General features: G+C 62.1%; 26 protein-coding genes. 7 read left to right on the top strand and 19 right to left on the bottom strand.

Going from position 1 to position 23,788, the window contains the following annotated elements:
* Positions 1-29: 29 nt before the first annotated feature.
* The 10 genes from tsaD to DGI_RS11645 all read right to left on the bottom strand — a co-directional run bounded on the left by tsaD (position 30) and on the right by DGI_RS11645 (position 8,618).
* Entirely contained in the window at positions 30-1,142 is a 1,113-nt protein-coding gene (gene tsaD / locus DGI_RS11600) for a tRNA (adenosine(37)-N6)-threonylcarbamoyltransferase complex transferase subunit TsaD (protein ID WP_021761259.1), read from the bottom strand.
* A gap of 22 nt (positions 1,143-1,164) precedes the next feature.
* Positions 1,165-2,214, bottom strand: a complete 1,050-nt coding sequence (gene fbp, locus DGI_RS11605) for a class 1 fructose-bisphosphatase (protein ID WP_021761260.1) — start codon at positions 2,212-2,214, stop codon at positions 1,165-1,167.
* Between the two features lie 58 nt (positions 2,215-2,272).
* Positions 2,273-3,268 carry a hypothetical protein gene (locus DGI_RS11610; RefSeq protein WP_144284182.1) on the bottom strand — a complete coding sequence of 332 codons (996 nt, stop codon included), beginning with the start codon at positions 3,266-3,268 and terminating at the stop codon, positions 2,273-2,275.
* Between the two features lie 491 nt (positions 3,269-3,759).
* Positions 3,760-4,800: a hypothetical protein gene (locus DGI_RS11615; protein WP_021761262.1), complete on the bottom strand. Its 1,041-nt coding sequence runs from the start codon at positions 4,798-4,800 to the stop codon at positions 3,760-3,762.
* Positions 4,784-5,107 carry an FtsB family cell division protein gene (locus DGI_RS11620; RefSeq protein WP_021761263.1) on the bottom strand — a complete coding sequence of 108 codons (324 nt, stop codon included), beginning with the start codon at positions 5,105-5,107 and terminating at the stop codon, positions 4,784-4,786. Before DGI_RS11620 ends, DGI_RS11615 begins: the two co-directional genes overlap by 17 nt.
* A 236-nt stretch (positions 5,108-5,343) precedes the next feature.
* Positions 5,344-5,625 carry a hypothetical protein gene (locus DGI_RS11625; protein ID WP_021761264.1) on the bottom strand — a complete coding sequence of 94 codons (282 nt, stop codon included), beginning with the start codon at positions 5,623-5,625 and terminating at the stop codon, positions 5,344-5,346.
* 157 nt (positions 5,626-5,782) lie between these two features.
* Entirely contained in the window at positions 5,783-6,346 is a 564-nt protein-coding gene (gene pgsA / locus DGI_RS11630; RefSeq protein WP_027193107.1) for a CDP-diacylglycerol--glycerol-3-phosphate 3-phosphatidyltransferase, read from the bottom strand.
* A gap of 47 nt (positions 6,347-6,393) precedes the next feature.
* Positions 6,394-7,284: an Mrp/NBP35 family ATP-binding protein gene (locus tag DGI_RS11635; RefSeq protein ID WP_021761266.1), complete on the bottom strand. Its 891-nt coding sequence runs from the start codon at positions 7,282-7,284 to the stop codon at positions 6,394-6,396.
* Positions 7,285-7,322: 38 nt separating this feature from the next.
* Entirely contained in the window at positions 7,323-7,907 is a 585-nt protein-coding gene (locus DGI_RS11640; protein ID WP_021761267.1) for a YqaA family protein, read from the bottom strand.
* 63 nt (positions 7,908-7,970) lie between these two features.
* Positions 7,971-8,618 carry a protein-L-isoaspartate(D-aspartate) O-methyltransferase gene (locus tag DGI_RS11645; protein ID WP_268741850.1) on the bottom strand — a complete coding sequence of 216 codons (648 nt, stop codon included), beginning with the start codon at positions 8,616-8,618 and terminating at the stop codon, positions 7,971-7,973.
* Positions 8,619-8,856: 238 nt separating this feature from the next.
* Between DGI_RS11645 and DGI_RS11650 the strand changes: the two genes are divergently transcribed.
* From DGI_RS11650 to DGI_RS11665, 4 genes are all read left to right on the top strand, one after another.
* Positions 8,857-9,345, top strand: a complete 489-nt coding sequence (locus DGI_RS11650) for a CBS domain-containing protein (RefSeq protein ID WP_021761269.1) — start codon at positions 8,857-8,859, stop codon at positions 9,343-9,345.
* Positions 9,346-9,360: 15 nt separating this feature from the next.
* Positions 9,361-10,785 carry a M23 family metallopeptidase gene (locus tag DGI_RS11655; protein WP_021761270.1) on the top strand — a complete coding sequence of 475 codons (1,425 nt, stop codon included), beginning with the start codon at positions 9,361-9,363 and terminating at the stop codon, positions 10,783-10,785.
* A gap of 281 nt (positions 10,786-11,066) precedes the next feature.
* Positions 11,067-11,495 (top strand): thioredoxin family protein, encoded by a 429-nt coding sequence (locus DGI_RS17340; RefSeq protein WP_051349743.1) that lies wholly within the window; start codon positions 11,067-11,069, stop codon positions 11,493-11,495.
* On the top strand, positions 11,492-11,953 hold the full coding sequence (locus DGI_RS11665; RefSeq protein WP_021761272.1) for a protein tyrosine phosphatase family protein: 462 nt from the start codon (positions 11,492-11,494) through the stop codon (positions 11,951-11,953). Before DGI_RS17340 ends, DGI_RS11665 begins: the two co-directional genes overlap by 4 nt.
* Before the next feature lie 111 nt (positions 11,954-12,064).
* On the opposite strand, the gene panD is transcribed toward DGI_RS11665, so the two are convergent.
* The 5 genes from panD to DGI_RS18940 all read right to left on the bottom strand — a co-directional run bounded on the left by panD (position 12,065) and on the right by DGI_RS18940 (position 15,339).
* Positions 12,065-12,415 (bottom strand): aspartate 1-decarboxylase, encoded by a 351-nt coding sequence (gene panD / locus DGI_RS11670; protein WP_021761274.1) that lies wholly within the window; start codon positions 12,413-12,415, stop codon positions 12,065-12,067.
* Between the two features lie 84 nt (positions 12,416-12,499).
* Positions 12,500-13,231 (bottom strand): amino acid ABC transporter ATP-binding protein, encoded by a 732-nt coding sequence (locus tag DGI_RS11675; RefSeq protein WP_027193396.1) that lies wholly within the window; start codon positions 13,229-13,231, stop codon positions 12,500-12,502.
* A gap of 17 nt (positions 13,232-13,248) precedes the next feature.
* On the bottom strand, positions 13,249-14,265 hold the full coding sequence (locus DGI_RS11680; RefSeq protein WP_021761277.1) for an amino acid ABC transporter permease: 1,017 nt from the start codon (positions 14,263-14,265) through the stop codon (positions 13,249-13,251).
* Between the two features lie 78 nt (positions 14,266-14,343).
* On the bottom strand, positions 14,344-15,159 hold the full coding sequence (locus DGI_RS11685) for a transporter substrate-binding domain-containing protein (RefSeq protein ID WP_027193397.1): 816 nt from the start codon (positions 15,157-15,159) through the stop codon (positions 14,344-14,346).
* 27 nt (positions 15,160-15,186) lie between these two features.
* Positions 15,187-15,339, bottom strand: coding sequence for a hypothetical protein (locus tag DGI_RS18940; protein ID WP_021761279.1), 153 nt, complete (start codon positions 15,337-15,339; stop codon positions 15,187-15,189).
* Between the two features lie 216 nt (positions 15,340-15,555).
* Between DGI_RS18940 and DGI_RS11690 the strand changes: the two genes are divergently transcribed.
* Both DGI_RS11690 and gap read left to right on the top strand, forming a co-directional pair.
* Complete coding sequence (locus DGI_RS11690) at positions 15,556-16,116, top strand: GAF domain-containing protein (protein ID WP_021761280.1); 561 nt, start codon at positions 15,556-15,558, stop codon at positions 16,114-16,116.
* 15 nt (positions 16,117-16,131) lie between these two features.
* Positions 16,132-17,148, top strand: coding sequence for a type I glyceraldehyde-3-phosphate dehydrogenase (gene gap / locus DGI_RS11695; RefSeq protein ID WP_021761281.1), 1,017 nt, complete (start codon positions 16,132-16,134; stop codon positions 17,146-17,148).
* A 226-nt stretch (positions 17,149-17,374) separates the two neighbouring features.
* On the opposite strand, the gene DGI_RS11700 is transcribed toward gap, so the two are convergent.
* From DGI_RS11700 to DGI_RS11710, 3 genes are all read right to left on the bottom strand, one after another.
* Complete coding sequence (locus DGI_RS11700) at positions 17,375-18,598, bottom strand: glycosyltransferase (RefSeq protein ID WP_021761282.1); 1,224 nt, start codon at positions 18,596-18,598, stop codon at positions 17,375-17,377.
* Between the two features lie 188 nt (positions 18,599-18,786).
* Positions 18,787-21,006 carry a ribonuclease R gene (rnr, locus tag DGI_RS11705; protein WP_021761283.1) on the bottom strand — a complete coding sequence of 740 codons (2,220 nt, stop codon included), beginning with the start codon at positions 21,004-21,006 and terminating at the stop codon, positions 18,787-18,789.
* A 180-nt stretch (positions 21,007-21,186) separates the two neighbouring features.
* On the bottom strand, positions 21,187-21,921 hold the full coding sequence (locus tag DGI_RS11710) for a Bax inhibitor-1/YccA family protein (protein WP_021761284.1): 735 nt from the start codon (positions 21,919-21,921) through the stop codon (positions 21,187-21,189).
* Positions 21,922-22,162: 241 nt separating this feature from the next.
* On the opposite strand from DGI_RS11710, the gene DGI_RS11715 reads away from it, so the two are divergent.
* Entirely contained in the window at positions 22,163-22,696 is a 534-nt protein-coding gene (locus tag DGI_RS11715) for a hypothetical protein (RefSeq protein WP_021761285.1), read from the top strand.
* Between the two features lie 167 nt (positions 22,697-22,863).
* On the opposite strand, the gene DGI_RS17345 is transcribed toward DGI_RS11715, so the two are convergent.
* Positions 22,864-23,703 (bottom strand): hypothetical protein, encoded by an 840-nt coding sequence (locus DGI_RS17345; protein ID WP_051286648.1) that lies wholly within the window; start codon positions 23,701-23,703, stop codon positions 22,864-22,866.
* Between the last annotated feature and the right edge of the window lie 85 nt (positions 23,704-23,788).

Consider the following 23,788-nt stretch of genomic DNA (forward strand, 5'->3'; position numbering starts at 1 on the left):
AAGAAAAACCCCGTCCCCTGGCAGGGATGTCAGCAAGCTGCCACAAAATCCGCAGGCACGGCGCGGCCGCGGGGAATGGCTTCCAGGGAAAGTGCGTGTCGCCGGCCGGAAGCCAGCAACAACCCGCCTGCATGGGCCACCATGGCGGCGTTGTCCGTGCACAGGTCCGGGCTGGGGGCCACGAAGGCCAGCCCCAATTCCACCGCCAGGGCCTGCAGCCGCTCCCGCACCAGGCTGTTGGCGGCCACCCCGCCGGCCAGAATCAGGCTCCGGGCATCGCCGTGGCGCTCCAGGGCGCGACGGGTCTTGATTTCCAGGGCCTGGGCCACGGCCATGTTGAAGTGCCCGCAGAACCGGGCCAGTTCCGGCTCGCGCCGGCCATCTGCCAGGGCCTCTTCCACGCTGCACAAGGCCTCGCGCCGCAACCCGGGCTGCTTCTGGATGGCGGTCATGGCGGCGGTTTTAAGGCCGCTGAAACTGAAATCCAGTGTATCATTATCCACATAGGGCGGTGAAAAGAGCGAGGACGATTTCGGCAGCGCGGGCTGTTCCCTGGCCAGCCGGGCCAAGGCATCCAGACAGGCGCCGCCTGGATACGGCAGGTTCAGGGCCTTGGCGCACTTATCGAAGGCTTCCCCGGCGGCGTCGTCCAGGGTTCGTCCGAGGATGACGAATTCGGGATAGGCGCCCTCGCCGGCATCCATGCGGGCCAGCTCCGTGTGCCCGCCGGACACCAGCAGCCCGATGGCCGGCAAGGGAAGCGACTGTTCCAGGCCGGCGGCCAGCAGATGCGCCTCCAGGTGATTCACCCCCACCAGCGGGACATCCAGGCCCAGGGCCAGCCCCTTTGCAAAGCTCACCCCGGCCAGCAGCGCTCCCAGCAGCCCGGGGCCGCGCGCCACGGCCACGCCCTGGATGGACGACGCCGCCACGCCGCTGCGCTCCAGGACCGACTCGAACAGCAACGGCAGGCGGCGCAGGTGCTCCCGGGAGGCGATTTCCGGCACCACCCCCCCGAACAGGGCGTGCACCGCAGCCTGGGAGGCCAGGGCCTCCCCCAGCAACACGGCCCTGCCCGGTGTAATATCCACCAGGGCCAGGGCCGTTTCATCACAGGAGGTTTCCACCCCAAGGATGCGCAATGCAGGATGATGTTTCACGAAATCAGATGCTGCGCAGGTCGTCCGCACCATCTTTCTGGGCATGCTTGCGGTAGATTTCCGAGACCTTGCGCACGTCGTACTCGGAGCCAACAAACAGGGGGACGCGCTGATGCAGCTCATGGGGTTCGATTTCCATGATGCGCTTGGTGCCATCCGTGGCCAGACCGCCGGCCTGTTCCGCCAGCATGGCCATGGGGCTGGCCTCGCACAGCAGCCGCAACTTGCCGCGGGGCCGTTTGGGATCGCGGTAATCCATGGGATACATGAAAATCCCGCCGTAGAGCAGCGTGCGGTGGAAGTCCGCCACCAGCGAGCCGATGTAGCGCAGGCTATGCGGCTTGCCGCGGGGATTGTCCACGCCCTTGAACCAGGAAACCACCTCGCGGGTTGGCTCATCCCAATAATTCCAATAGCTTTCATTCACCGAATAGATCTTTCCCTGTTCGGGAATGCGAATATCCGGATGCGAAAGCAGGAATTCGCCCACGCTGGGGTCCAGGGTAAAGCCGTACACGCCCTGCCCGGTGGTGTACACCAGCATGGTGGACGTGCCGTACAGAAAATAGCCCGCCCCCACTTGTTCCACGCCGGCCTGGAGCATGTCGCCCAGGGTCACGTCCTGCATGGCTGGGGACTTGCGGCGCAGGATGGAGAAAATGGTCCCGATATTGACGTTGACATCGATATTCGAGGAACCATCCAGCGGATCAAAAATCAGAATATACTCGCCGCGCTTGAATTTGTCCGGCACCACGATCATCTCCGCATTTTCCTCGGAGGCCATGGCGCAGAGCACGCCGGCGCGTTCCATGCGATGGATGATGATGTCGTTGGCGTATTCGTCAAGTTTTTTCACCCGCTCGCCCTGAACATTCACATCGCCGGTAAAACCCAGCACGTCCACCAGACCAGCCTTGTTCACCTCGCGGGAGATGATCTTGGCGGCCAGGATGAGGTCGTTGAAAAGGTTGGTAAAGCGGCCGGTCGCCTGCGGACTTTGCTGCTGATGATAAAGCAGGTGTTCCGTCACCGTGACTTGACTGTAAGCCATGAACGCGCCTCCTTCTGCCGGAGCTTGCCTGATGAAAGGTGTATGCGGGCCTGACGGGTTATTGCGGGGAAGCAGCGCCGCCCGGCACGGTGGCCTCGGGGGCGGACTCCTGGTGAGGAGCCGGGGCTGTGGCGCCCGCGTCTTCCGGGGCAGGTGCGGCTTCCGGGACGGCGGCCGTCTGCGCTGGGGAGGCCGGCTCGTCCTCTCCGGGCTCCGCCGTGGCATAAATGAGGGAATAACGCCCCAGATTCCTGCCCAGCCAGTAAAAATTGCGGTCGTGCGCCTGCACCGTGCCATACACCCTGGTGGCGAGGATATCGGCCCAGGGCAATGTGGACATGGTGGACGCAGCATCGTGGTACTTGCTGGTCCAGATGACCTGCTCCTGCGTCATAAGCATCAATTCGTCCGGCGACGGGCAGAATTTGAGCAGGTTGCGCGGGTCGAAGTGCACCACCATCAGCCCGTCAAAGTCGTTTTTGCGGAACAGGGGCTGAGCCAGAAAAATTTCCGGCCCCATGGTGGAATTGTTGCTCATGGCGCGGACTTTGTGGTCGAGCCAGACCGGGGGCTCCAGCGACTCCTCGGTGGCGTTTTCCTCCGCCGGGCGGTCCTGCTGTTCCATGTAGGCCATGTAGCGCTGGCGCTCCTTTTCCGTGGGCTCACCCAGGGCGATGAGGGCGGCGGTGTCCACAGGTTTGGAGAAGTCCATGGGATGCTGGAACAGGACGCTGCCGGAGCGGTCCAGCACCATGACGCCGCTGATCCAGGAGAACCGCTCGAACAGGCGCCGGAACCAGGATTCGGGGGGGAGCTTGTCTTCGCCGTCCATGTAGACGGTGAGCTGGTAGACCTGCTCATCCACGGGCTTGAGCAGCGCGGCGAGCTTGCGTTCCTGGGCCTCACCGAAGGCGGCGGGGTCCAGGACGAGTTCCGGCCGGGGCTCCAGCAAATCTTTCCACATCTGCTTGCCTTCCCGCATGGTGCCCTTGACCGAGCCGGCGACGGAATCCGGGATGGCAGAGCACGACGAAAGGGCAAGGCTGCAGGCCACGAGCAGGACACACGCGGGCAGCCAGTGGAAAAACAGCATTTTTTTCGAATAATTGGAATATGCGGACAGCAACGAATCACCTCGCGGACCTGGATGTCATGAGATGGAGGCCTCTGCGGATCGCCTGCACCAGACGTCGGCAGAAAGCATCCCTAGCCCGAGACGCCGGCCTCGTAAAGGCCTGCGCTGCGGATAGCTGGACTTGATGTACAGCACAAGCGAAAAAAAGAAAACAGCTACTCGCCACCGCGGCGCGCGCTGCAGCAGCGGCGCTGCCTCCTGCACTGGCAGGCTCGCCGGAGACGAAGCCCGGGGCGGTGTCCCCTGAACGTGGGATGGCATCAATAGCATCCTGCTTCAGGGACGTCACACGCGGCGGACGCACAGAGACTGCGGCCCGGTGCTCCGGCTTTTTTTCGGAACGGGGATTCGGGAGAATCCTTTCTTCCGAAGGGCGTTCTCCCGAACGCTCATTTCAACAGCACATTGCGTTAACTGGCCGCCCGGCGCTCCAGGCGCGAGGCCAGCCGCTCCAGGGCGTTGCGCGCGCCTGGCCGGGGGCGGGGCGCAACGGCGGGCGCTTGGTGCTGGGGAGTGGATTCGGCGACGTCTTCGTCCTGTGCCATCCCTTCGTCCGGCGAGTCCCCTTCGTCTGGCGAGTCCCCTTCGTCTGGCGAATCCCCTTCGTCTGGCGAGTCCCCTTCGTCTGGCGAATCCCCTTCGTCTGGCGCTGCCTCCGCTGTGGGGGCCGCAGGGGCTGCGGTGTCGGCGTCTGGGGCAGGCATTCGGGGGATCTCGCGCAGCAGAAGCTGCATGCGTTCGATGATGGCGTCGAGTTCTTCACGCTCGCCGTCGTCAGTGGCCTTGGCGAGCAACTCCCGATAGATGTCCAGGGCGCCGGCATACTCGCCCTGTTCTGCCAGCAGGCGGGCCATGGTGCGGGTGCGAATGGAATAGACGTCTTCCGGCGTGCGCAAAAGGGCAATCACAGGGCCGGCCGGGCAGACGCCCTCCGGCACCCCAGCAAGCGCAGGCGGAACAGACGCGGCTGCGGCCCCATCAGATTCGGAAGCAGACGCTGCCTTCTCGGCGGCCGCGCCATACGGCAGCCTGACCTGACCCGCATGGGACAGACCCTCGAGCCCCCGCTGAATGACCTCTCCCCAACTCACCGGCGCGCCCTCGAAATGTACGGACACAAAGTCAAGAGCCAGGGCGGCGTCCCGGGTTTCCGGCCGGGCGGCCAAGCGTTGCGCCCAGGCCTTCCAGAACAGGGGATAGCGCCCCAGTATCTCGCTGAGGACGGCGGTTTCCTCGGCCACGGCTTCGTCCTCGCCCAGGCGAGCCCCAAGCTCCAGGCAAAAAAACCGGGCCTCCAGAAAATCCGGATGCCGGGCCACCCCCCTGCGCAAAAACGCCAGGGCCTCGCGCAGTTGCCCTGCCCCCGCCAGCAACCGGGCCAAGGGGAAGAACACCTTGGACAACGGGTCCAGTTCCAGGATCTCCTTGTACCATTCAATCTTTGCTTGCATGGCGCATTGCTCCTGTGTCTGTTTCGTCCCCGCCCGGGAAAAGATACAGTACTTCATTGGGCCTGATGTAGTTGAGTTGCTGGCGAATGACTTTTTCGATATAAACCCGATCTTCCTTCAGCAAGCGAATCTCGTTGGACAGGGCGAGGCCGGCTTCGTCCACGGCCTGCATGCGTCGCGTCAGTTCATCCTGGCGGCCGCGCAGCTCCAGGTACGAGAACAACCCCTGGTCGCCAGCGAAGAGGCTGTACCCCAACACCAGATTGATCGCCACCAACCCATACGCCAACAGCTTGTTCCAGGGCATGGCCCACTCCTTGCCTAGTGTTGCGTCCTCAAAATATGTCCATATATGAAAGAGGCAACACTGGGCCGCCTGCAAGGCGGCCTCGGAGCCGAAGGCTCCGTGAGTCCGCCAAAATCCACGCATTTTGGCGGACGGTCCTCCCCGAAATAGGATGATGGAAACATCGCCTTATTCCGGGGACGTCACACTTGACCGTCCCGAATCAGCAGACGCGCGGCCTGCGTGTTGCAGGCTCGTCAATGCATCCGGCCGCGAGCATTCGGGGGCTCCTTGCGCAACAACGACAACGGCGTTTTGAGCTCCGCCAGAAAGCCTTCCGTGGCTTCCTCAATGCGCCGCACATCCTGCTCCTCCAGATCCACGCTGTCCACGTTATCCATGAAGGATTTGAGAACATTGTATTCCTGCAGGAGCATCTCGGAGAGTTCCAGGCGCTCCAACTCAGGCTCCAGATCAAGGATGGTCTGCAGGCAATTGGTCAATCGCATCTGCAGCGAGTTGCGTGCTTCGTCATCCATCCCCGGTGCTTCCTTTGTCAGGGTGTTGGAAAAGTTGTTCCAGACTTTTCCAATATCGAAACAGTTGAAGCAAATGCGACGATTCCAGCCAGATGCAACGCATCCGGTCCACCCTCGTGGCGTTATTGCAGCGCTGCGTGGCGCCGGAAACATCGTGCTAGACGTCTCTGCCCCACATGGCCCGCATGCTATAGCAGTAGTTTACACCCGAAAAGACTGTCATGGCAAGTGCAAGATACAGCATTGCCTCGCCCCAGGGACGAGGATCCAGTCCGAGCACGGGATAATGCACCAGCAACGGCACAATGGCCACGCATTGCAACACGGTTTTGATTTTGCCGAACACGTCTGCCGCCAGCACCATGCCCTGTTCCATGGCCATGGCCCGCAGGCCGGTCACTGCCAGTTCCCGGGCCATGATCACCACCACCGCCCAGGGCGGCACCCAGTTCTGGCCCGTCCCATCCACCAGGCTGGCCAGCATGACGAGCACAGACAACGTGAGTAGTTTGTCTGCCAGGGGATCAAGGAATTTTCCGAGGTTGCTCACCATGTTGCGGGAGCGGGCGATACGGCCGTCCAGGGTGTCCGTGGCGGCGGCAGCCACGAAGACCACCGCCGCCGCAAGGCAACTCCACCGCGAGGGCCACTGCAGCAGCAACATGAGGGCGGGCACCGCGCCAATACGCGCCAGGGTGATTTTGTTGGCCAGATTCATCAGATCAGTTCCTCATGGGCTGCAGGACAACGGGGGAAGCAGGGTTGAATTCAGCTATGGATGGTGGCGGCGGCTTCCAGGCTGTCCGTCACGGCACGGGCCACGGTGGCGGCCAGGGCCTGGAAGGCCCGCTTGGCCGGGGATTCTTCTTCCAGCAGGGCCACGGGCGCGCCGCGGTCGCCCGCCACCACGGTGGCGGGGTCCAGGGGCACGGCGCCCAGGAACGGCAGCCCATACTGTTCAGCCAGCTTGAGGCCGCCGCCCTTCTTGAACAGGCTGATGTCTCCGCCGCAATGCGGGCAGCACAGTCCGCTCATGTTTTCCACCACGCCCAGGATGTTCGCCTTGGCATACTGCAGGAAATTGATGGCCTTGCGCACGTCCGCCAACGACACTTCCTGGGGCGTGGTGACAACCACGCACAAGGCGTCGGGGATGGTTTTCAGCACGGTCATGTGCTCGTCGCCGGTGCCGGGGGGAGAGTCGATGACCAAAAAGTCCAGATCGCCCCAGGCCACGTCGGCAATGAACTGCCGGATGGCGGAGTGCTTCATGGGACCGCGCCAGAGCACTGCCTGATTGCGGTCCTTGAGCAGGGAGTCCATGGACACCACGCTCAGCCGCTCGTTGTACTGCTGGGGCAGGATGCGCTTGTCTTCAGCGGTTTCCAGCCCGCTGCCCAGGCCCAGCATGGCCGGCACCGAGGGGCCGTGGATGTCCACATCCATGATGCCCACCTTGTACCCCATGTTCGCCAGCACGGCAGCCAGGTTCACGGTGATGGAACTCTTGCCCACGCCACCCTTGCCGCTCATGACAAACAGCTTGTACCGGATGCGGGAAAGCGTGTTGGCAATGGCCGTGTCCTGCTTCACCAGCTTGTCGTCAATGCCGCCTGCGCCCCCTTGCGCCTTGGACGGGCAGCTGCTGCAATCACTCATGGGAACACCTCCATTTCAACAGCCATTCTGTTGAATCGCTAAAAGAATTTCACGACCACGAATCCCAGCACCACCAGCACCGCGCTGACAGTGAGCACGAGGTCGAACCGTTTTTCTAGAAAGAAGCGGACCTTTTCCCCATACAGATAAATGAGCCCGGCCACGGCAAAAAAACGCAACCCGCGCGACAGCACAGAAGCAACCATAAAAATGGGGAAGCTGATCTTGAACATGCCCGCCGTGAGCGTGCACACCTTGTACGGCACCGGCGTGAGCCCTGCAATGGCCACGGCCCAGGCGCTGTACTTGTTGTACCAGGCCTCGATCTTGAGGATCTGCGCGTCAAAATGATAGAATTCAACAATGCGCTGTCCAATCGCTTCCATGAAGTAATACCCGATCACATAGCCAATCACCCCGCCAAGAATGGAGGCCACCAGGCAGATGGTGGCATAGCGGAAGGCCTTGGCCCGGTTGGCCAGACACATGGGGATGAGCATGAGATCCGGCGGCACCGGAAAAAAGATGGACTCGATGCAGGACACAATGGCCAGAGCCCGCTCCGCGCCGGCGGAATCCGCAAGACGCCAGATGCGATCCATCCAGGACTGAAACAGCTTCATTGATGTTCTCGGTGTAAGTAAATGAGATGGATGAGGCCAGCCGCACACGTCGCAACAGCCGGGCTACCAGCCGTGCGTGCCCACCAGATCCACAAAGGCCACGCCGCCGCGGCGTTCCAGCGTGGTCTTGCCGTGCTGCTTGCGGATGACCACCAATTCCTGCTGGCGCCGGCTGCGTCCCACAGGAATGGCCATGATGCCCGGATCCGCCAGTTGCGCCACCAGCGGCTCGGGAATCTCCGGCCCGCCAGCAGTGACAATGATGCGATCGAACGGCGCATACTCGGCCCAGCCCACGGTGCCATCGTCCAGCTTGAGCCGAACCTTGAAATATCGCAGCGAATCAAGGAGCTTTCGAGCGGCGAAGTGCAGCGCCTTGATGCGCTCCACACTGGAGACGTCCATGCCCATCTCGGCCAGGATGGCAGCCTGATACCCGGAGCCAGTGCCAATTTCCAGCACGGAGACACCCGGAGCCGGCTCAAGAATTTCACTCATCAAGGCGACGATATACGGTTGCGAGATGGTCTGCCCGTGCCCGATGGGGACGGCATGGTCCCCATACGCCTGGGCGCGCAGGGCCTCCTGGACGAAAAGATGCCGTGGCACGTTCAGCATTGCCTGCAGCACCAGCGGGTTGGAGATGCCCCTGGCCTGGATTTGGTCGCGCACCATGCGTTCGCGATTGCGCTTCAAATCGAGAAACCGCACCAGAAAGCCATGGGAGGCTGCTGTGTGAAAGCAGGCAAAAGGAGCATATCAGCGCTGGAAGAACAAATTTTACGCGCGCCGTCAAGGCAGTTTTTCCCCGCCGCCGCGCCCTGGCAAGAATGAACAATCCGTGAGAGTTGCCGCCTGCCCTTGCAGGGAGGCAGCATCTGTGCCATCATGACCCTATTGCGCATGCCGTGTTTTCCCCTCACTTGAAAGGCCCAAGGATGGCAATGTAATGCTTATCGTCGGCGACCTCATGACCACCGAGTTGTTCACCCTGAAACGCACGGACTCCCTGCGCACGGCCCGTTCCATGATGACCTTGGCCCGCATCCGCCATATTCCTGTGGTGGATGATCACAATGTCTTTCTTGGATTGGTGACGCACCGGGACATCCTTGCGGCCACCATCTCCCAGTTTGCCGAGGTGGACAAGAGCGTGCAAGAAGAAATTGACGCTGGCATCCCGCTCAACGAAATCATGCGCCGCGACGTCACCACCGTCTCCAGCCAGACCTCCCTGCGCGTGGCGGCGGAGTTGCTGCTCAACCATAAATACGGCTGCCTGCCCGTGGTGGAAGACAAGACCCTGCGCGGCATCATCACCGAATCCGACTTCCTCAAGCTGACCATCCGGCTCATGGACACCATGGAACGGATGCAAACCAAGCCCTTGGACGAAAGCCTGTTCGCTGCCAGCCAGCCGGACGAATTTCCCGTTTAAGGCTGCACTGCTACCGTGAAACTTACTGCGCTGTTTTTTCTGACGCTCCTGGCTGTGGCAGCCCTCGGAGGCGGCGGGTGGCTGCTGTTCCACGACCGCTCCAAACCCGAGATTGTGCTGGAACCCCTCACCGCGTTCGTTTCGCCAAGCCTGCCCATGCAGGTGCGCGCTGCGGATGCGGACTCGGGCCTCCGGCACATGGCCGTGTCCGTCACCACTGGCAACCAGACCTATACCATTCTGGACAAACGCTACGACGGCTCCCCGCCTGCCGTGGAGGAACGCTTCACCCTGGAGCTGTTCAAGATCCCCGACGGCGAGGTGGTCATCGAAATTGCCGTGAGCGATGCCTCGTTTGCCCGCTTTGGCCAGGGCAACACGCAGGTCATTTCCCGCAAACATCTGATGGATACCATCAAACCCACGATCGCCGTGCAAAGCATGCAGCACTACGTGCGGCAGGGCGGGCCCGGCCTGGTGGTCTACAGCGTGTCTGAGCCGGCCGCCAAAACCGGCGTACAGGTGGGAAACCTCTTTTTCCCCGGCTATGAGCAAGGTGGAGGCAAGTACGCCTGCTTCTTCGTTTTTCCGCATAATGCAGACCCGAAGACCTATGTCCCGGTGCTCTTTGCGGACGACGCCGCAGGCAACCGCGCCGTGGCCAACTTTGCCATCACAGCCATTCCGCGCACCTTCCGTCGGGACACCATCAATGTCTCCGACAATCTGATCAACAAAATCGACAGTGAATTCGCCGCCCAGGTCCCCGGCCAGCTGACCGCCCTGGAGCGATACGTGCGCGCCAACCGGGAAATCCGCGCCAGCAACGACAAACTCCTCCTGGGCATCGGCCTGCGCACCTCTCCCCTGCCCCTGTGGAGCGGCGCCTTCCGCCGCATGCCCGGTGCGCCCATGGCCCGCTTTGCCGACCACCGCGCCTACGTGTACAACGGCCAGGAAGTGGACCAGCAGACGCACATGGGGCAGGACATCGCCTCCACCGCCATGGCCGAAGTGCCCGCCGGCAACCACGGCACCGTGGTGTTCGCCGGCTATCTGGGCATCTATGGCAACATGATCATGCTGGATCATGGCCTGGGCCTGCAGAGCATGTACGCCCACCTGAGTGAAATGCACGTCCGCGAGGGCGATCAGGTGGCCAAGGGGCAGGTCATCGGCAGGACCGGCTTCACCGGCATGGCCCTGGGCGACCACCTGCACTTTGCCATGTATGTCTCGGGCGTGCCCGTCTCACCCATTGAATGGTGGGATTCCAGCTGGATCAAGAACAACATCAAGGACCGGCTCGTCCTGCCTGAAAAGGTGGACCCGGCCAAAGAGGAAGCCGAAGACGCCGCCGCCAACGCCGCGGCAGAAAAGGCAGCCTCCCCGGCCAAAAAACCGGGGAAACCGGAGAAGGCCGCCAAGAAAAAGCAGTAGCGCGCGCGGGCCTGCTCCTTTGAGCCTTTTACGTTTGAAAAAGGACGTTGCGAGGGGGGAAACCTTTTGAAAAAGGTTCTCCCCTCTCGCGCTCTCCCCTTCCAAAACTTTTATAATACTTTGTAATCCTAACAAAAGTCTTTGAAAGGGGGGACGGGGGAAGAACCTTTTTTGAGAAAGATTTTCCCCCGAGAATTCCTTTCAAAGGTAACTTGGCCTAATGCGTTCTCAAGGGGCACCCTTCCCGAAAAGGGTGTCCCGGAAACAAGGAAGCCGTCGTCATGGGGTCGTACCGTCTGTTGATGTTGCTGGGCCTGCTCTTTGTCCTGGTGGTGCTGAAATTCTTTGTGCTTGATCTCATGCTGCCGGCCGAGGCGCCTTCGGGCCCGGGATATCAGCCCGGCGCGCATTCCTCTTCCTCCTTCGCCACGCCCGGCATGCCCACCCTGGTGGAGCTGGGCACGGACTGGTGCGGCCCCTGCCGCACCCTCCGGCCTGTATTGCTGCAATTGCAGCGCGAATACGCCGGCCGGGCAGAAGTCGTGCTGCTGAATCCGGAAAAGAATGCAGCGGCGCAAATCGCCTACCGTCCCCGGGTCTACCCCACTCTGGTGTTCCACAACGCCGACGGCAGCGTGCACAAACGTCTGGAAGGCGCGCCGGCCCGCGCCCGCATCGTCGGCATTTTCAAGGAGATGGGCATTCAATGAGCATTCCCGGATCACTGCAGGACATCCCCGCCATCCGGCGGTTCTCCCCCACCGTACTCTGCGCCGGGCATCCCACCGAAGCCCAGCTGACCGCCTGCGCCCGCGCCGGTGTGGAGGTGGTCATCAATCTGTCGTTGCACGGCCAGCCCTACAGCCTGCCCGACGAAGCCGGCCTGCTGGCCTCCCTGGGCGTGGAGTACATTCACATCCCCGTCATCTGGGACGTCCCCACCAGCGAGGATGTGGCCCGATTCTTCGAGGCCATGCGCACCACCGCCGGCCGCAGCACCCTGGTGCACTGCGTGAAGAACATGCGCGTGACGGCCTTCCTGGCCCTGTACGCCATTCACCAAGGCGGCGACCGCGAGCACTGGCTGTGGTGGATCCGCGAGACCTGGGAGCCAGACGAGTACCCTGCCTGGGCGGGGTTGCTTGCCACGATAAGTCCGGTGCATTAGAGCATTTTACTCTTGAAAAAGGACATTGCGAGAGGGGAAACCTTTTTGCAANGTTTTCCCCCGAGAACTCTTTTCAAAGATAACTTGCCCTAGCCGCCAGAATGCCCGCCCCTACTGCGGCGCAATCATCACATTGCCCGGCCCGCAGATGACCACGCGCGGAGCCAGCGCAGGCACATCCTCCGGAGTCAGATACGCATACGCCGCGATGATGACGCGCTGGCCCGGCTCGCCCTTGCAGGCGGCGGCGCCGTTGAGACAGATCTCGCCGGGCTTGCCCTCAATGGCGTAGGTGGTCAGGCGTTCGCCGTTATCCACGTTGTACACGTCCACCTGTTCAAACGGCGCGATGTCGGCCGCACGCAGCAGGGCCGGATCGATGGAAATGGAGCCGATATAGTCACGGTCCGCGCCGGTGAGCATGGCGCGGTGGATCTTGGCGCGAAGAAAGCAACGCAGCATGGGTGTGTCCATCTTGAAGAATGAGGAATGACGAGGAAGGCCTGCCCGAACCCGCATCGCAGGGCCGGGCAGGCCTTGGAAAGGCTACAGAATCTGACTGAGGAAGAGCTTGGTGCGATCGTGTTGCGGCTCGGTGAAGAAGTGCATGGGCGTGCCTTCTTCCAGAATGCGCCCCTGGTCCATGAACAGCACACGGTGCGCCACTTCGCGGGCAAAGCCCATCTCGTGGGTCACCACCACCATGGTCATGCCGTCGCGGGCGAGGTTCTGCATCACGTCCAGCACCTCGCCCACCATTTCGGGGTCCAGGGCGGAGGTGGGTTCGTCGAAGAGCAGCACCTTTGGATCCATGGCCAGGGAGCGGGCAATGGCCACGCGCTGCTGCTGGCCGCCGGAAAGGCGGTCCGGGTAGGCCTGGGCCTTGTCCGGAATGCCCACGCGCTCCAGCAGGGCCATGGCCTTCTTTTCCGCCTCGCCCTGACGCCGCTTCTTGACCACCATCTGCGCCAGGGTGATGTTCTCCAGCACCGTCTTGTGCGGAAAGAGATTGAAGGACTGAAAGACCATCCCGGTTTCCGCGCGCATGGCGTTGATGTTGGCCTTGGGCGAAAGGATATCCACCCCGTCTATCCAGATGTGCCCTTCGTCCGCATATTCCAGCCGGTTAAGACAACGCAGAAACGTGGACTTGCCCGAGCCGGACGGCCCGATGACCACCACCACCTCGCCGGCGATGATTTCCGCGCTCACCTTGTCCAGGGCCACCACCCTGTGCGGCAGGTGGAAAAACTTGGAGATGGCCTCCACACGAATGATAGGACCAGAAGACTGTGTCATGATGTCAGCCATTTGCGTTCAAACCATTGCAGCAGCATGGAAAGGGCGAAGGTCATCACCAAATACAAAATCGCACACACGAACCACATTTCAAAGGGTTGCAGATTCGAGGTGATAAGTTCGCGGGTGGCCTTGGTCAATTCCCGCAAGGCGATGATGCCCAGCAGCGAGGAGTCCTTCACCAGACTGATGAACTGCCCGGCCAGGGGCGGCAAAATGCGGCGGACAGCCTGAGGCAGCACCACATGACGCAGGCATTCAAAAGACGTCATACCCAGGGAACGGGCGGCTTCCACCTGGCCCCGGTGCACGCTCTGGATGCCCGCGCGCACGATTTCCGCCACGTACGCCCCGGTGAACATGGCCATGGACGCCACGCCGTACCACAAGGGCGACGGCTGCGGCAGTCCGTACTTGCCCAGCAGCTGGTTGATGAGCGTGCCGAACACGAAATACCAGATGTAAATCTGCACCAGCAGCGGCGAGCCGCGAATAAGCTCAATGTACGTGATGGCCGTCCAGCGCAGGGCCGGATTGTGCGACAGCCGCGCCAGACCAGTGATGAGCCCCAGCCCGATGCCGATGACGATGGACAGGAACGAGACCTCCAGCGTCAGCCACGCAGCTTGCACCATGACGCCGAGGTGTTGCTGCTCATGGAAGCCCAGCGCATCCCCGGAGCTGACCATATCCCCACGGCTCACACGGACTTCGCCGCCGCCAGGCACGGTGTAGCGCTCTTCCTCGCCGTCCAGCCCCTTGACGGTGATGACTGTGCCGCCGGAGCCCTGCTCCACGGCCACCACGTCGCCATCGAGCATGGACTTGGTCTCTACCTGCTCAACATACCAAAAATATTGTGGAATTCTATACCAACGCCAGACGTAATCCACCTGTTTGGCAGCATAGTACAGCGCGAAAATGGAACCAGCCAGCATGAAAATAAAAATGGCGGCCCAGGCTCGGTACCATAGCCTGGAGCGTCTTGGGGAGAGGCCGGAGGAAAGTTGCATGGGCGGCTCGCAATCCCTGAAGAAAGAAAGGAAAAGGGAGGGGACTCTCGGGAGCCCCCTCCGTCACTGGCGGTAAGACTACTGGATGTCCTTGATCCAGTCGGTGCCCTTGATCCACTTGTTGTAGATGCGCTCGTAGCGGCCGTCGTTCTTCACCTGGGCCAGGAAGTTTTCCAGCCAGTTGAGGAAGTCGGGGTCGCCCTTGTTGATGGCCCAGGCCAGGGGCTCATACGTGAAGGGCTGGTCCAGGAAGATCATGCCGGCGGAGGCGCCCTGCTGAGCCATGAGCACCACCTGGTTGGGCTGGTCGTACACGTAGGCGTCGGCCTTGCCGTTCATCACTTCCAGGAAGGCTTCCTGTTCGGATTCAAAGGACTTGTACGTGGATTTGGGGATGCGGTTCTTGGCGGCTTCTTCCCCGGTGGTGCCCAGCTTGGAGGTGACGATGTACTTGGGATCGTTGAGATCCTTGTAGCTCTTCACCGTGTCCTTGTGCTTGGGATTCAGAATGATGGTCTGGCCCACCACGATATAGGGGGAAGGGAAATTCACCTTGAGGTTGCGATCCTGGGTCACGGTCATGCCGCTCATGATGATGTCGAACTTGTCCGTGAGCAGGGCGGGGATGATGCCGTCCCAGGCAGTGTTCACGGGCACGAGCTTCACGCCCATGGCCTTGGCCATTTCCTTGGCCATATCAACGTCAAAGCCGACGAACTCGCCCTTCTGGTTGGTCATTTCGAAGGGCATGTAACCGGCTTCAAAGCCGACACGCAGCTCGCCGCGCTGCAGAATGCCTTCCAGCGTGGATTTTTTGGCCAGTTCAATGTCCGCAGCCCAAGCCTGCGAAACCAGGCCGAGCACCATCACCATCATCAACAACGCCTTGCGCATCGAAACCCTCCGGGGAAACATGTTGAATTAATAGGATTTTCCTTCCTTCAGCAGCTCTTTTACCACCATCCGCACCTTGCACTCCGGGCAGACGGGCATTTCTTCCTTGGGAACATTGATGATTTCGGTACGTTGACACTTGGGACAGGCCACTTCCACCAGTTGATTTTCGCCGCTCATGGGTCCCTCCGTGACAAAAGCATTATATTTTTACAAAAGATGTCACAGAAACACAAGGGACGCGAGCCGCCCGCGCACCCTATTTTTCTGTTGGTATTATTCATTCCGATGTGCCATATTGTTGTCACCCTTGTATCTTATCCTTCACATGCCTTGCTCGCGCCAGGTGGGAATGGCACCCCCAAGCCGCCTGACGACACTTTTCAGGAGGAACAGATGGACCGCTTCGAGCGCTATTTTCGGACCCTGACTGCCGTGGCCAAATGCGTGAATTCCAGCCTGGAGCCCGTCCAGGTGCTCAAGGACGTGACGCATCAGACAGCCCTTGCCCTGCACGCCAAGGGCTGCACCCTGCGTCTGCTGGACCGTACCGGCAAGCGCCTGCTGCCCGGCGCAGGCTGGGGCCTCTCTGAAACCTACACCCGCAAGGGTCCGGTGGACCTGGAAAAAAGCCAGGTGGACCGCGAGGCGACCACCGGCAAAGCCATCCACCTGGAAGACGCCCAGACAGACCCCCGCTTCCAGTACCGCGATGCCGCCAAGGCCGAGGGCATCGTTTCTGTGTTGGTTATCCCGCTTATGGTCAACGGCAAGGCCATCGGCGCCATGCGCGTGTATTCCGAAACCAAGCGCAACTTTGACGAGCAGGAGATGGAGTTCGCCCAGGCCATTGCCGACCTGTGCGCCATGGCCATTGAAAACGCCCGGCTCCATCAGGCCCTGAAGACCGATTACGAGATGCTCGTCAAGTTCGAATCCCGCATCTTTGAAGACTAATTCCAGGAGATTCTCATGACTGCCATGCGTGTGGGCATCAACGGTTTCGGCCGCATCGGCCGCCAGGTCGTCAAGGCCATGTACGAGCGCCGCAAAGGCGACCTTGAAATCGTGGCCATCAACGATCTATACGACATCAACACCTCCGCGCACCTGCTGGAGTTCGACACCACCTACGGTCGCGCCCCCGAGCCGGTCCGCGCGGAAGAAAATACCATCCATTATGGCGACTGGGCCATCCAGTGCTTTGCCGAAAAGGACCCCCGCAACCTGCCCTGGGCCGATCTGGGGGTGGATATCGTCATTGAATCCACCGGCCTGTTCACCCAGGGCCCCAAGGCGCGAGCGCACATTGAGGCTGGCGCCAAAAAGGTCATCATCAGCGCCCCGGCCAAGGAAGAAGACATCACTATCGTCATGGGCGTGAATCACGACCTCTACGACCCCGCCAAGCACGTCATCATCTCCAACGCCTCCTGCACCACCAATTGCCTGGCCCCGGCCGCCAAGGTGATTCACGAGCTCTGCGGCATCGCCTCCGGCCTGATGTGCACCATCCACTCCTACACCAACGACCAGCGCATCCTGGACCTTCCCCACAAGGATCTGCGCCGCGCCCGCGCTGCCGCCCAGAACATCGTCCCCACCTCCACCGGCGCCGCCAAGGCCGTGGCTCTGGTGATCCCGGCCCTCAAGGGCAAGGTGGACGGTTACTCCTTCCGCGTGCCCACGGCCACCGTTTCCGTGGTGGACTTCGCCTTTGAGCCCGAACGGCCCGTGACCACCGAAGCCCTGCGCCAGGCCCTCAAGGACGCCGCCGAAGGTCCCCTCAAAGGTATCCTGGGCTACAACACCCGGCCCCTGGTCTCTTCGGACTTCAAGGGCGATGCCCGCTCCTCCATTGTGGAAGAAGAATACACCCGCGCGCAGTCCGACGGGCTGGCCAAACTGGTCACCTGGTACGACAACGAATGGGGCTACTCCTGCCGCGTGGCCGACCTGGCCGGGATGATCAGGGACAAGGGCCTGTAAACCAGAGCATTTTACTTTTGAAAAAGGACATTGCGAGAGGGGAAACATTTCTACAGAAAGGTTTTCCCCCGAGAGTTCTTTTCAAAAACAATATGCTCTAGGCTCTTTCTGGGGAATTGCGTTCCCCCCCTCCAATATTTTCGGGCCGGGATTCCCGTTCGCATGCGAACGGGAATCCCGGCCCGAAACATAAGGGGCCAGGGGGATTATCCCCCTGATCATCTCTTCAGCCTTTTCTCCCTTTCTCCGTGAACAACGCGCGCAGGGTGGCGCAGTTGGTCTGCTGGTCGAAAAGGGAGAGCACCAGGGTCTTGGCGGCGGCGGCCAGGCGCAGGGCCTCGGCCCGGTCGGCCAGGGTCTGCCGCAGGGCGGCGGCCAGGGCCTCGGGGTTGCGCTGGGGCACCAGCCGGCCAGTCTCGCCATTGCGGATCACCTCGCCAATGCCCGAGCAGTCCGTGGCCACCACGGGCACGCGGTGGGTGCAGGCTTCCATGATCACATTGGGGATGCCGTCGCGGTCCCCGTTCCTGCCCACCACCGAGGGCATGACAAAGCAGTCGGTCTGGTCCAGCAGACGGGAGACTTCCTCATGCGTCACAAACCCGGGGAAGTGCAGGCGGTCCGTAATGTTGAGTTCCCTGGCCAACTGCTTGAGCGCGGCTTCCTCCCCGCCGGAACCGGCCAGGGTGAGGAGGAAATCCACCTCCTGCTCCTTGAGGATGGCGCAGGCGCGCAGCAGGTCGTCAAAGCCCTTGGTCTTGACAAAGCGACCGATGGCCAGGATGCGCACCGGCGGCGTCATGAACACCGGCGCCTCCTCGGCGGGAATAAGGGTCACCGCATTGTAGACATTCAGAATCTTGGCCTGATGTTCCACCGGCACCAGGGAACGCAGGTAGGTCACGTTGGATTGCGTGTTCACCCGCACGAAGGCCGCCCGGGCAATCTTGGCCTGCAAGGCCTGCTCCGGAGGGTAGATGTCCCCGGCGCGGGCGGCAAAGCTGAAGGGAATGCCCGTGAGCCGGGACGCCACCATGGCCGCCATGGCCGGTCCCGTGGCCCAGGGTGCATGCATGTGCGTGATGGCATGCTCCTCGAACATCCGGGCCAGACGAAACCCGGCATGCAGGGCCCAAAGGTTCTCGCCGGTGCGTTCCAGGGTCCGGAAGCCCAGCCGGGCATAGCCCAGACACTCCCTGACCGCAGCCGGATCCCGCTTCCACCAGAAGCGTTCGTCGGCCACGCCACGGGAAAGATGCCGCAGGCCAAGCCGCGTCACAGTGGAGGCAAAGGCCTGCATTTCCCTGGAAAAATGCTTCCGCAACGGGCCGTACAGCGCCGTGGGCAAGATATCCACCCCCTGCTCCCGAAGGCAGAGGATTTCCCGCATGATAAATGTTTCCGAAGGCTTGGGCAGCCACAACGAGATGTAGGCAACGCGAGGGTGCATGATGTGTCTTACGGTAGGCGTGATGTGGGAAGATGGGTATTGTATGTGAAAACATGGCGGCTGCCAATGGCCGGCTGCGCGCCTTGCACCATCAATATCCCATCCGCATGGTACAAGTGGTGGGAAGGGCGGTGGCGGGGAAGCCTTCTTTGCCAGAAAAGCCTTCCCCCGAATACGTTCGCCGCCGTCTATTCCCGGCGCTTCTGTCGCGCTCGGCGGCCGGGCACGGTGCGTTCCACCGGGGTGGCCAGTTCCAGATTCACTTCCAGACGGCCAATCTGCACGTCGGTCAGCACCACGGTCACTTCCTGGCCCAGGCGGATGGCCCGGCCGGTGCGTTCGCCCAGCAGCACCTGCTTGTCCGGCAGATAGGCGTAGTAGTCGTCGTTCAGGGTGGAGAGGCGGACCAGCCCTTCGGCCATCACCTCGTTGAGCTCCACCCAGAAGCCGAAGTCGGCCATGCCGTTGACCACGCCAGTGAACTCGGCACCCACCTTGTCCTGCAGGAACAGCACGGTCAGGCGCTTGAGGATTTCCCGCTCGGCCTCCATGGCCACCCGCTCCGTGGCTGAGAGATGCTCCGCCACCTGCTTGAGCTTTTTGAAGGAGTGGAACGGGTGCTCCCAGGTGGCCGCCTGCAGGGCGGTCTTGACGCTGCGGTGCACCACCAAATCCGCATACCGGCGGATGGGCGAGGTGAAGTGGCAATAGCAGTCCGAAGCCAGGCCGAAATGCCCTTCGTTTTGCGGATCGTAGGACGCCTGCATCATGGCCCGCAAGGTCAGGCGGTTCACCAGGAACTCCTGCTCCGTGCCCTGGGCCAGGGCCAGCAGGTGCTGCACGCCTTCGGCGGTGGGGGTACGGGTCTGCTCCGGATCCAGCTTCGGACCAAGGGACGTGGACTGCAGCAGCTTGAACAGCGCCGCCAGCTTGCCCGGGTCCGGCTCGGGATGGATGCGGTACAGGCAGGGGAACTCCCGCTCCGTAAGAAACCGCGCCACGGCCTCGTTGGCCGCGATCATGAATTCCTCGATGATCTGATGCCCGAAGTGCCGCGTGCGGCGGCGGATGTCCGTGGTTTCGCCGCTCAGGTTGAACAGGATTTCCGGCTCCGGCAGGTCAAAGTCCAGGCTGCCGCGCTGGCGGCGCAGGGTATTGATCTTGCGGGCCAACTCCTCGGCCACCTCCAGCATGGGCAGCACCGGAGCAATGGCGAGCCGCTCCTCTTCTTCCTTGAGCAGCACGGCGCGCTGCACCTGGCCGTAGGTCAGCCGGGCCTTGCTGCGCATCACGGCCGGATACAGCCGGGATTCCCCGTACCGGCCGTGGCGGTCGAAGGCCGTCTCCACCACCATGCACAGCCGGTCCACGTGGGGATTAAGGCTGCACAGCCCGTTGGAGAGCGCCTCCGGGAACATGGGACAGACGGACTGCGGAAAATAGTACGAATTGGCGCGGGTCAGGGCTTCTTCGTCCAGGGGCGTGCCGGGGTGGACGTAATGGGAGACATCGGCGATGGCCACCCAGAGACGATACCCCTCGCCCTCGCGCTGCACGCACACGGCGTCATCGAAATCCCGGGCCTTGACGCCGTCGATGGTCACCAGATCCAGATGCCGCAAGTCTTCGCGGCCGGCCATGTCGGCTTCGTCCGGCGCCTCGGGCAGGGTGGCGGCCTGGTCCAGCACGGGCTGGGGGAAGGCGGTGGGGATGTCGTAGTTGGTCTTGACCAGACTCTCCTGCACGCCCACATCGCCCTCCGGTCCCAGGCGGGACACGGCCGTGGCGCTGTACAGGTCGCGGTCCAGCTGCTCCCCGGCCTCGACAATGAGGATGTCGCCGTCAAAGACGTCCTGCCCCAGGGTCTGCACCAGTTCGTCGGCCTTGACCATCAGATGGAAGCCCCGCTTGGGGTCTGTGGGCCGGCACAACAGCAGCTCGCCCATGCGACGCTGCACGCGCACCGCCAGCTGCGTGGCCCCGCGCTCCAGCACCCGGGCAATGCGCCCTTCCGGCCGCCGGCCGTGGGATTCCGGCAAAAGCGCCACGGCCACGCGATCCCCGTGCCAGGCGCCGTTGAAATGCTGCGGGCTGACGAAGATATCCGTCCGCCGCTTGTCTTCCGGAATGACAAAACCCACCCCTGACCGCTGGATCTCCAGCTTGCCGGTGATGAGCTTGAGCCGCTCGGTAAGGCCGTACGACCCGCGACCGAGCTTGATCAGTTTGCCCCCGTCCAACAGCTGCTCGATGAGCGGCCGCAGACGATGGACTTCCTTGCCGGAAAGCTTGAGCATGGAGACAATCTCTCCCTGGCTCAGGGGCTTGCGGCTTTCTTTGAACACGCGCAGTACCGTGGGCAGATCTACGCTCTGGGGGCGCTCGCCGCGCCGTTTTTTCTTGGCCATGTTGTCCTTTGTATAATGCTGGACGCCCGCCAGTCAAAGCCGACGGGCGTCCCAAATCCAAACTGCCGCGGCAGGCCGCAGGCGAGGGCACGTTACTTTTGAAAGGGGTTCTCGGGGGAAAACCTTTCTACAGAAAGGTTCTTCCCTCTCGCAACGTCCTTTTTTCAAAAGCAACTTGCGCTAGCGCCGGTCGCCCATGACGCGCAGCAGCATGATGAAGAGGTTGATGAAGTCCAGATACAAGGTCAATGCGCCCAGGATGGTGCCACGGCGGACGGCGGTGGCGTCGTCCAGGGGCATGGTGGCGCCCATTTCCTTGAGCTTCTGGGTGTCGTACGCGGTGAGCCCGGTGAAGATCAGCACGCCCAGGTAGCTGATGATATAATGCATGGTGGTGCTCACCAGGAAGATGTTCACCACGGAAGCCAGCAGGATGCCGATGAGTCCCATGATGAGGAAGTTGCCCATGCCGGTGAGGTCGCGCTTGGTGACCATGCCGTACACGCTCATGGCCCCGAACATCCCCGCGCACACCAGGAAGGTGCGCATGACAGAGGCCTGGGTGTACATGGCCACGAGCAGCGACAGGGTGATGCCGTTCAGCAGGCTGTACGCCAGGAACATGGCCGAGGCCGAAAAGGCCGAGAGTTTGCCAATGCGCACGGACAGCACCAGGACCAGCGCCACTTCCGCAATCACCGCCCCCCAGTACAGCATGGAAAGACCGCCCTGCGGCGTGACCAGCAGGCTGAGCATGGCGTCACTGCTCAGGGTGAACCAGGTCATGCCGGCAGTGGCCAGCAGGCCCAGGCACATCCACTGATACACCCCGCGCATGAACACGGCGGTGAGGGTTTTGCTGGCAGCCATGGAACCTGCGGGGTTCCTGGAATAGGCGTAGGGAGTCTGATTCATTTTCGGCTCCTTGATGGATTCTGCGAGGGATTTTGACTCATGTAAAAGAAGTATTTAACAACGCCAGCCCGCGTTGACAAGCGGGCTGGAATGTCTGACATAGAAATACAAGAAGGCATGAGAAAAATGAATCCGCTGACGAAGAATAAACTTTTTTTCATGCCGTGAACCTGTCTGATGCAATGCACTCCCTACAGTGTGCAAGGATACATTGCAAGAGAGAACGAAAAGGAGGCTCGTCATGAATCGCCTGCCCATACTGCTGATGATCCTGTCCCTGGCGATGTTGCAGATGCCGGCACCGGCCAATGCGTTCACCGTGCATGCACCGGGCGTGCATGTGTCCATTGGTGGTCCTGTGGTGATCGGTCCTGCCCCGCGCGTCATTATCCCGCCGCCTCGTGTGGCGTATATCCCGCCCCGGCCCGTGGTGGTGGCTCCTCCTGTGATGGTGGCTCCTCCTGTGATGATGGCTCCGCCGCCCGTGGTGGTCGCGCCCCGGCCCGTGGTGGTGGCTCCCCGACCGGTGATGGTTGCGCCGCGGCCCGTGGTGGTCGCCCCCCGGCCCATGGTCCCCGGACCGGCGATGGGTCCCGGACCGGCGATGGGTCCCGGGTGGGTGGTGGCTCCTGGAGCGCCCCGGCACGTGGTCGCCCCCCGGCCGTACATGAGCAAGCAGGCCCGTACCAACGCCATCGCCACCACGCAGATTCGTCAGGCCAACCAGATCAACGCCATCATGATCCGCAACAACCTCAACGCCATGAAGCGGTAAGCGTTGCCGCCCCGACAACATGACAACGGGCCGGACACTGCCAAGGTGTCCGGCCCGTTTTGTGTGCATCAGCGCCGGCGCGGCTAGAGCATTTTAATTTTGAAAAAGGATATTGCGAGAGGGGAAANAGGTTTTCCCCCGAGAGTTCTTTTCAAAAACAACGTGTTCTACTGCGTCAGCGTAGCGCCTGCAGGGGGCGCCTGAGCCGGAGCGGTTCCGGCCGGAACCGGCGCATCGGCCGCAGGCGTCGGCGGCAGGGCCGGCGCCACCAGGGGCAGTTCATAGGCCTGCACCTCGCCGCCGGTGCCGCGCACCGTCACGCGCACGGCCCGCAGGTTCACCCGGGGATAATACAAGTAGCCCACACGGGAGGCTTGCGGCGCGATGTATGTTTCCTTCCACACAAAATACTGCAGTTCCTGCATCACGTCGTGCCGCAGCCTCGCCTGCCCCTGGGAAGACCCAGTGAGCGCCCCGGTGACGCCGCCGCCAGCCGCGCCGATGATGGCCCCCCGCCATGCGCCAGGACCGCCGCCCACCAGCAGGCCGAACAGCGAGCCCAGCCCGGCCCCGATGATGGTGCCGGCCACGGCGCTGCCAGCGGCATCCCGATTGGTGCGGTAGTATTCGGAATTGAAGATCATCTGTCCGGCCTGGGCCAGGGTGTACACCAGATACTCGTTGCCGTCCTGGGCAATGCCCACCACCTCATCCACCAACACCTGCATGCCGGCCCCGGAGGTGTTCGCGACCTTGAGGATTACCGGCTCCAGGCCGGCGCGGGAATAGTCGAAGCCCTGGCCCATCCAGGCGTAGGAAACAGCCGTGAGCTGCACGCGATGATCGGCATATGTGGGGGCCACATCCGTGGGCAGGGGCTGGTTGTAGACGCGCGGCGGTGGCGGGGGCTGGCGCGGGGCACAGGCCCCGGAACACAGCATGAGCGCGCACAGCACGTACACGAGCGCCCGGCGCACTGCCGGGGGACGCTGAAAGGCTCCAGACATGGACATGCTCCTTGGTTTGACCTGCCCCGCAACGCGTGCGACGCTTCGACACAGTGATGTCGGTAACTCGACGTCGGCAACACGA

The sequence above is a fragment of the Megalodesulfovibrio gigas DSM 1382 = ATCC 19364 genome (assembly GCF_000468495.1).
GTDB lineage: Bacteria > Desulfobacterota > Desulfovibrionia > Desulfovibrionales > Desulfovibrionaceae > Megalodesulfovibrio > Megalodesulfovibrio gigas.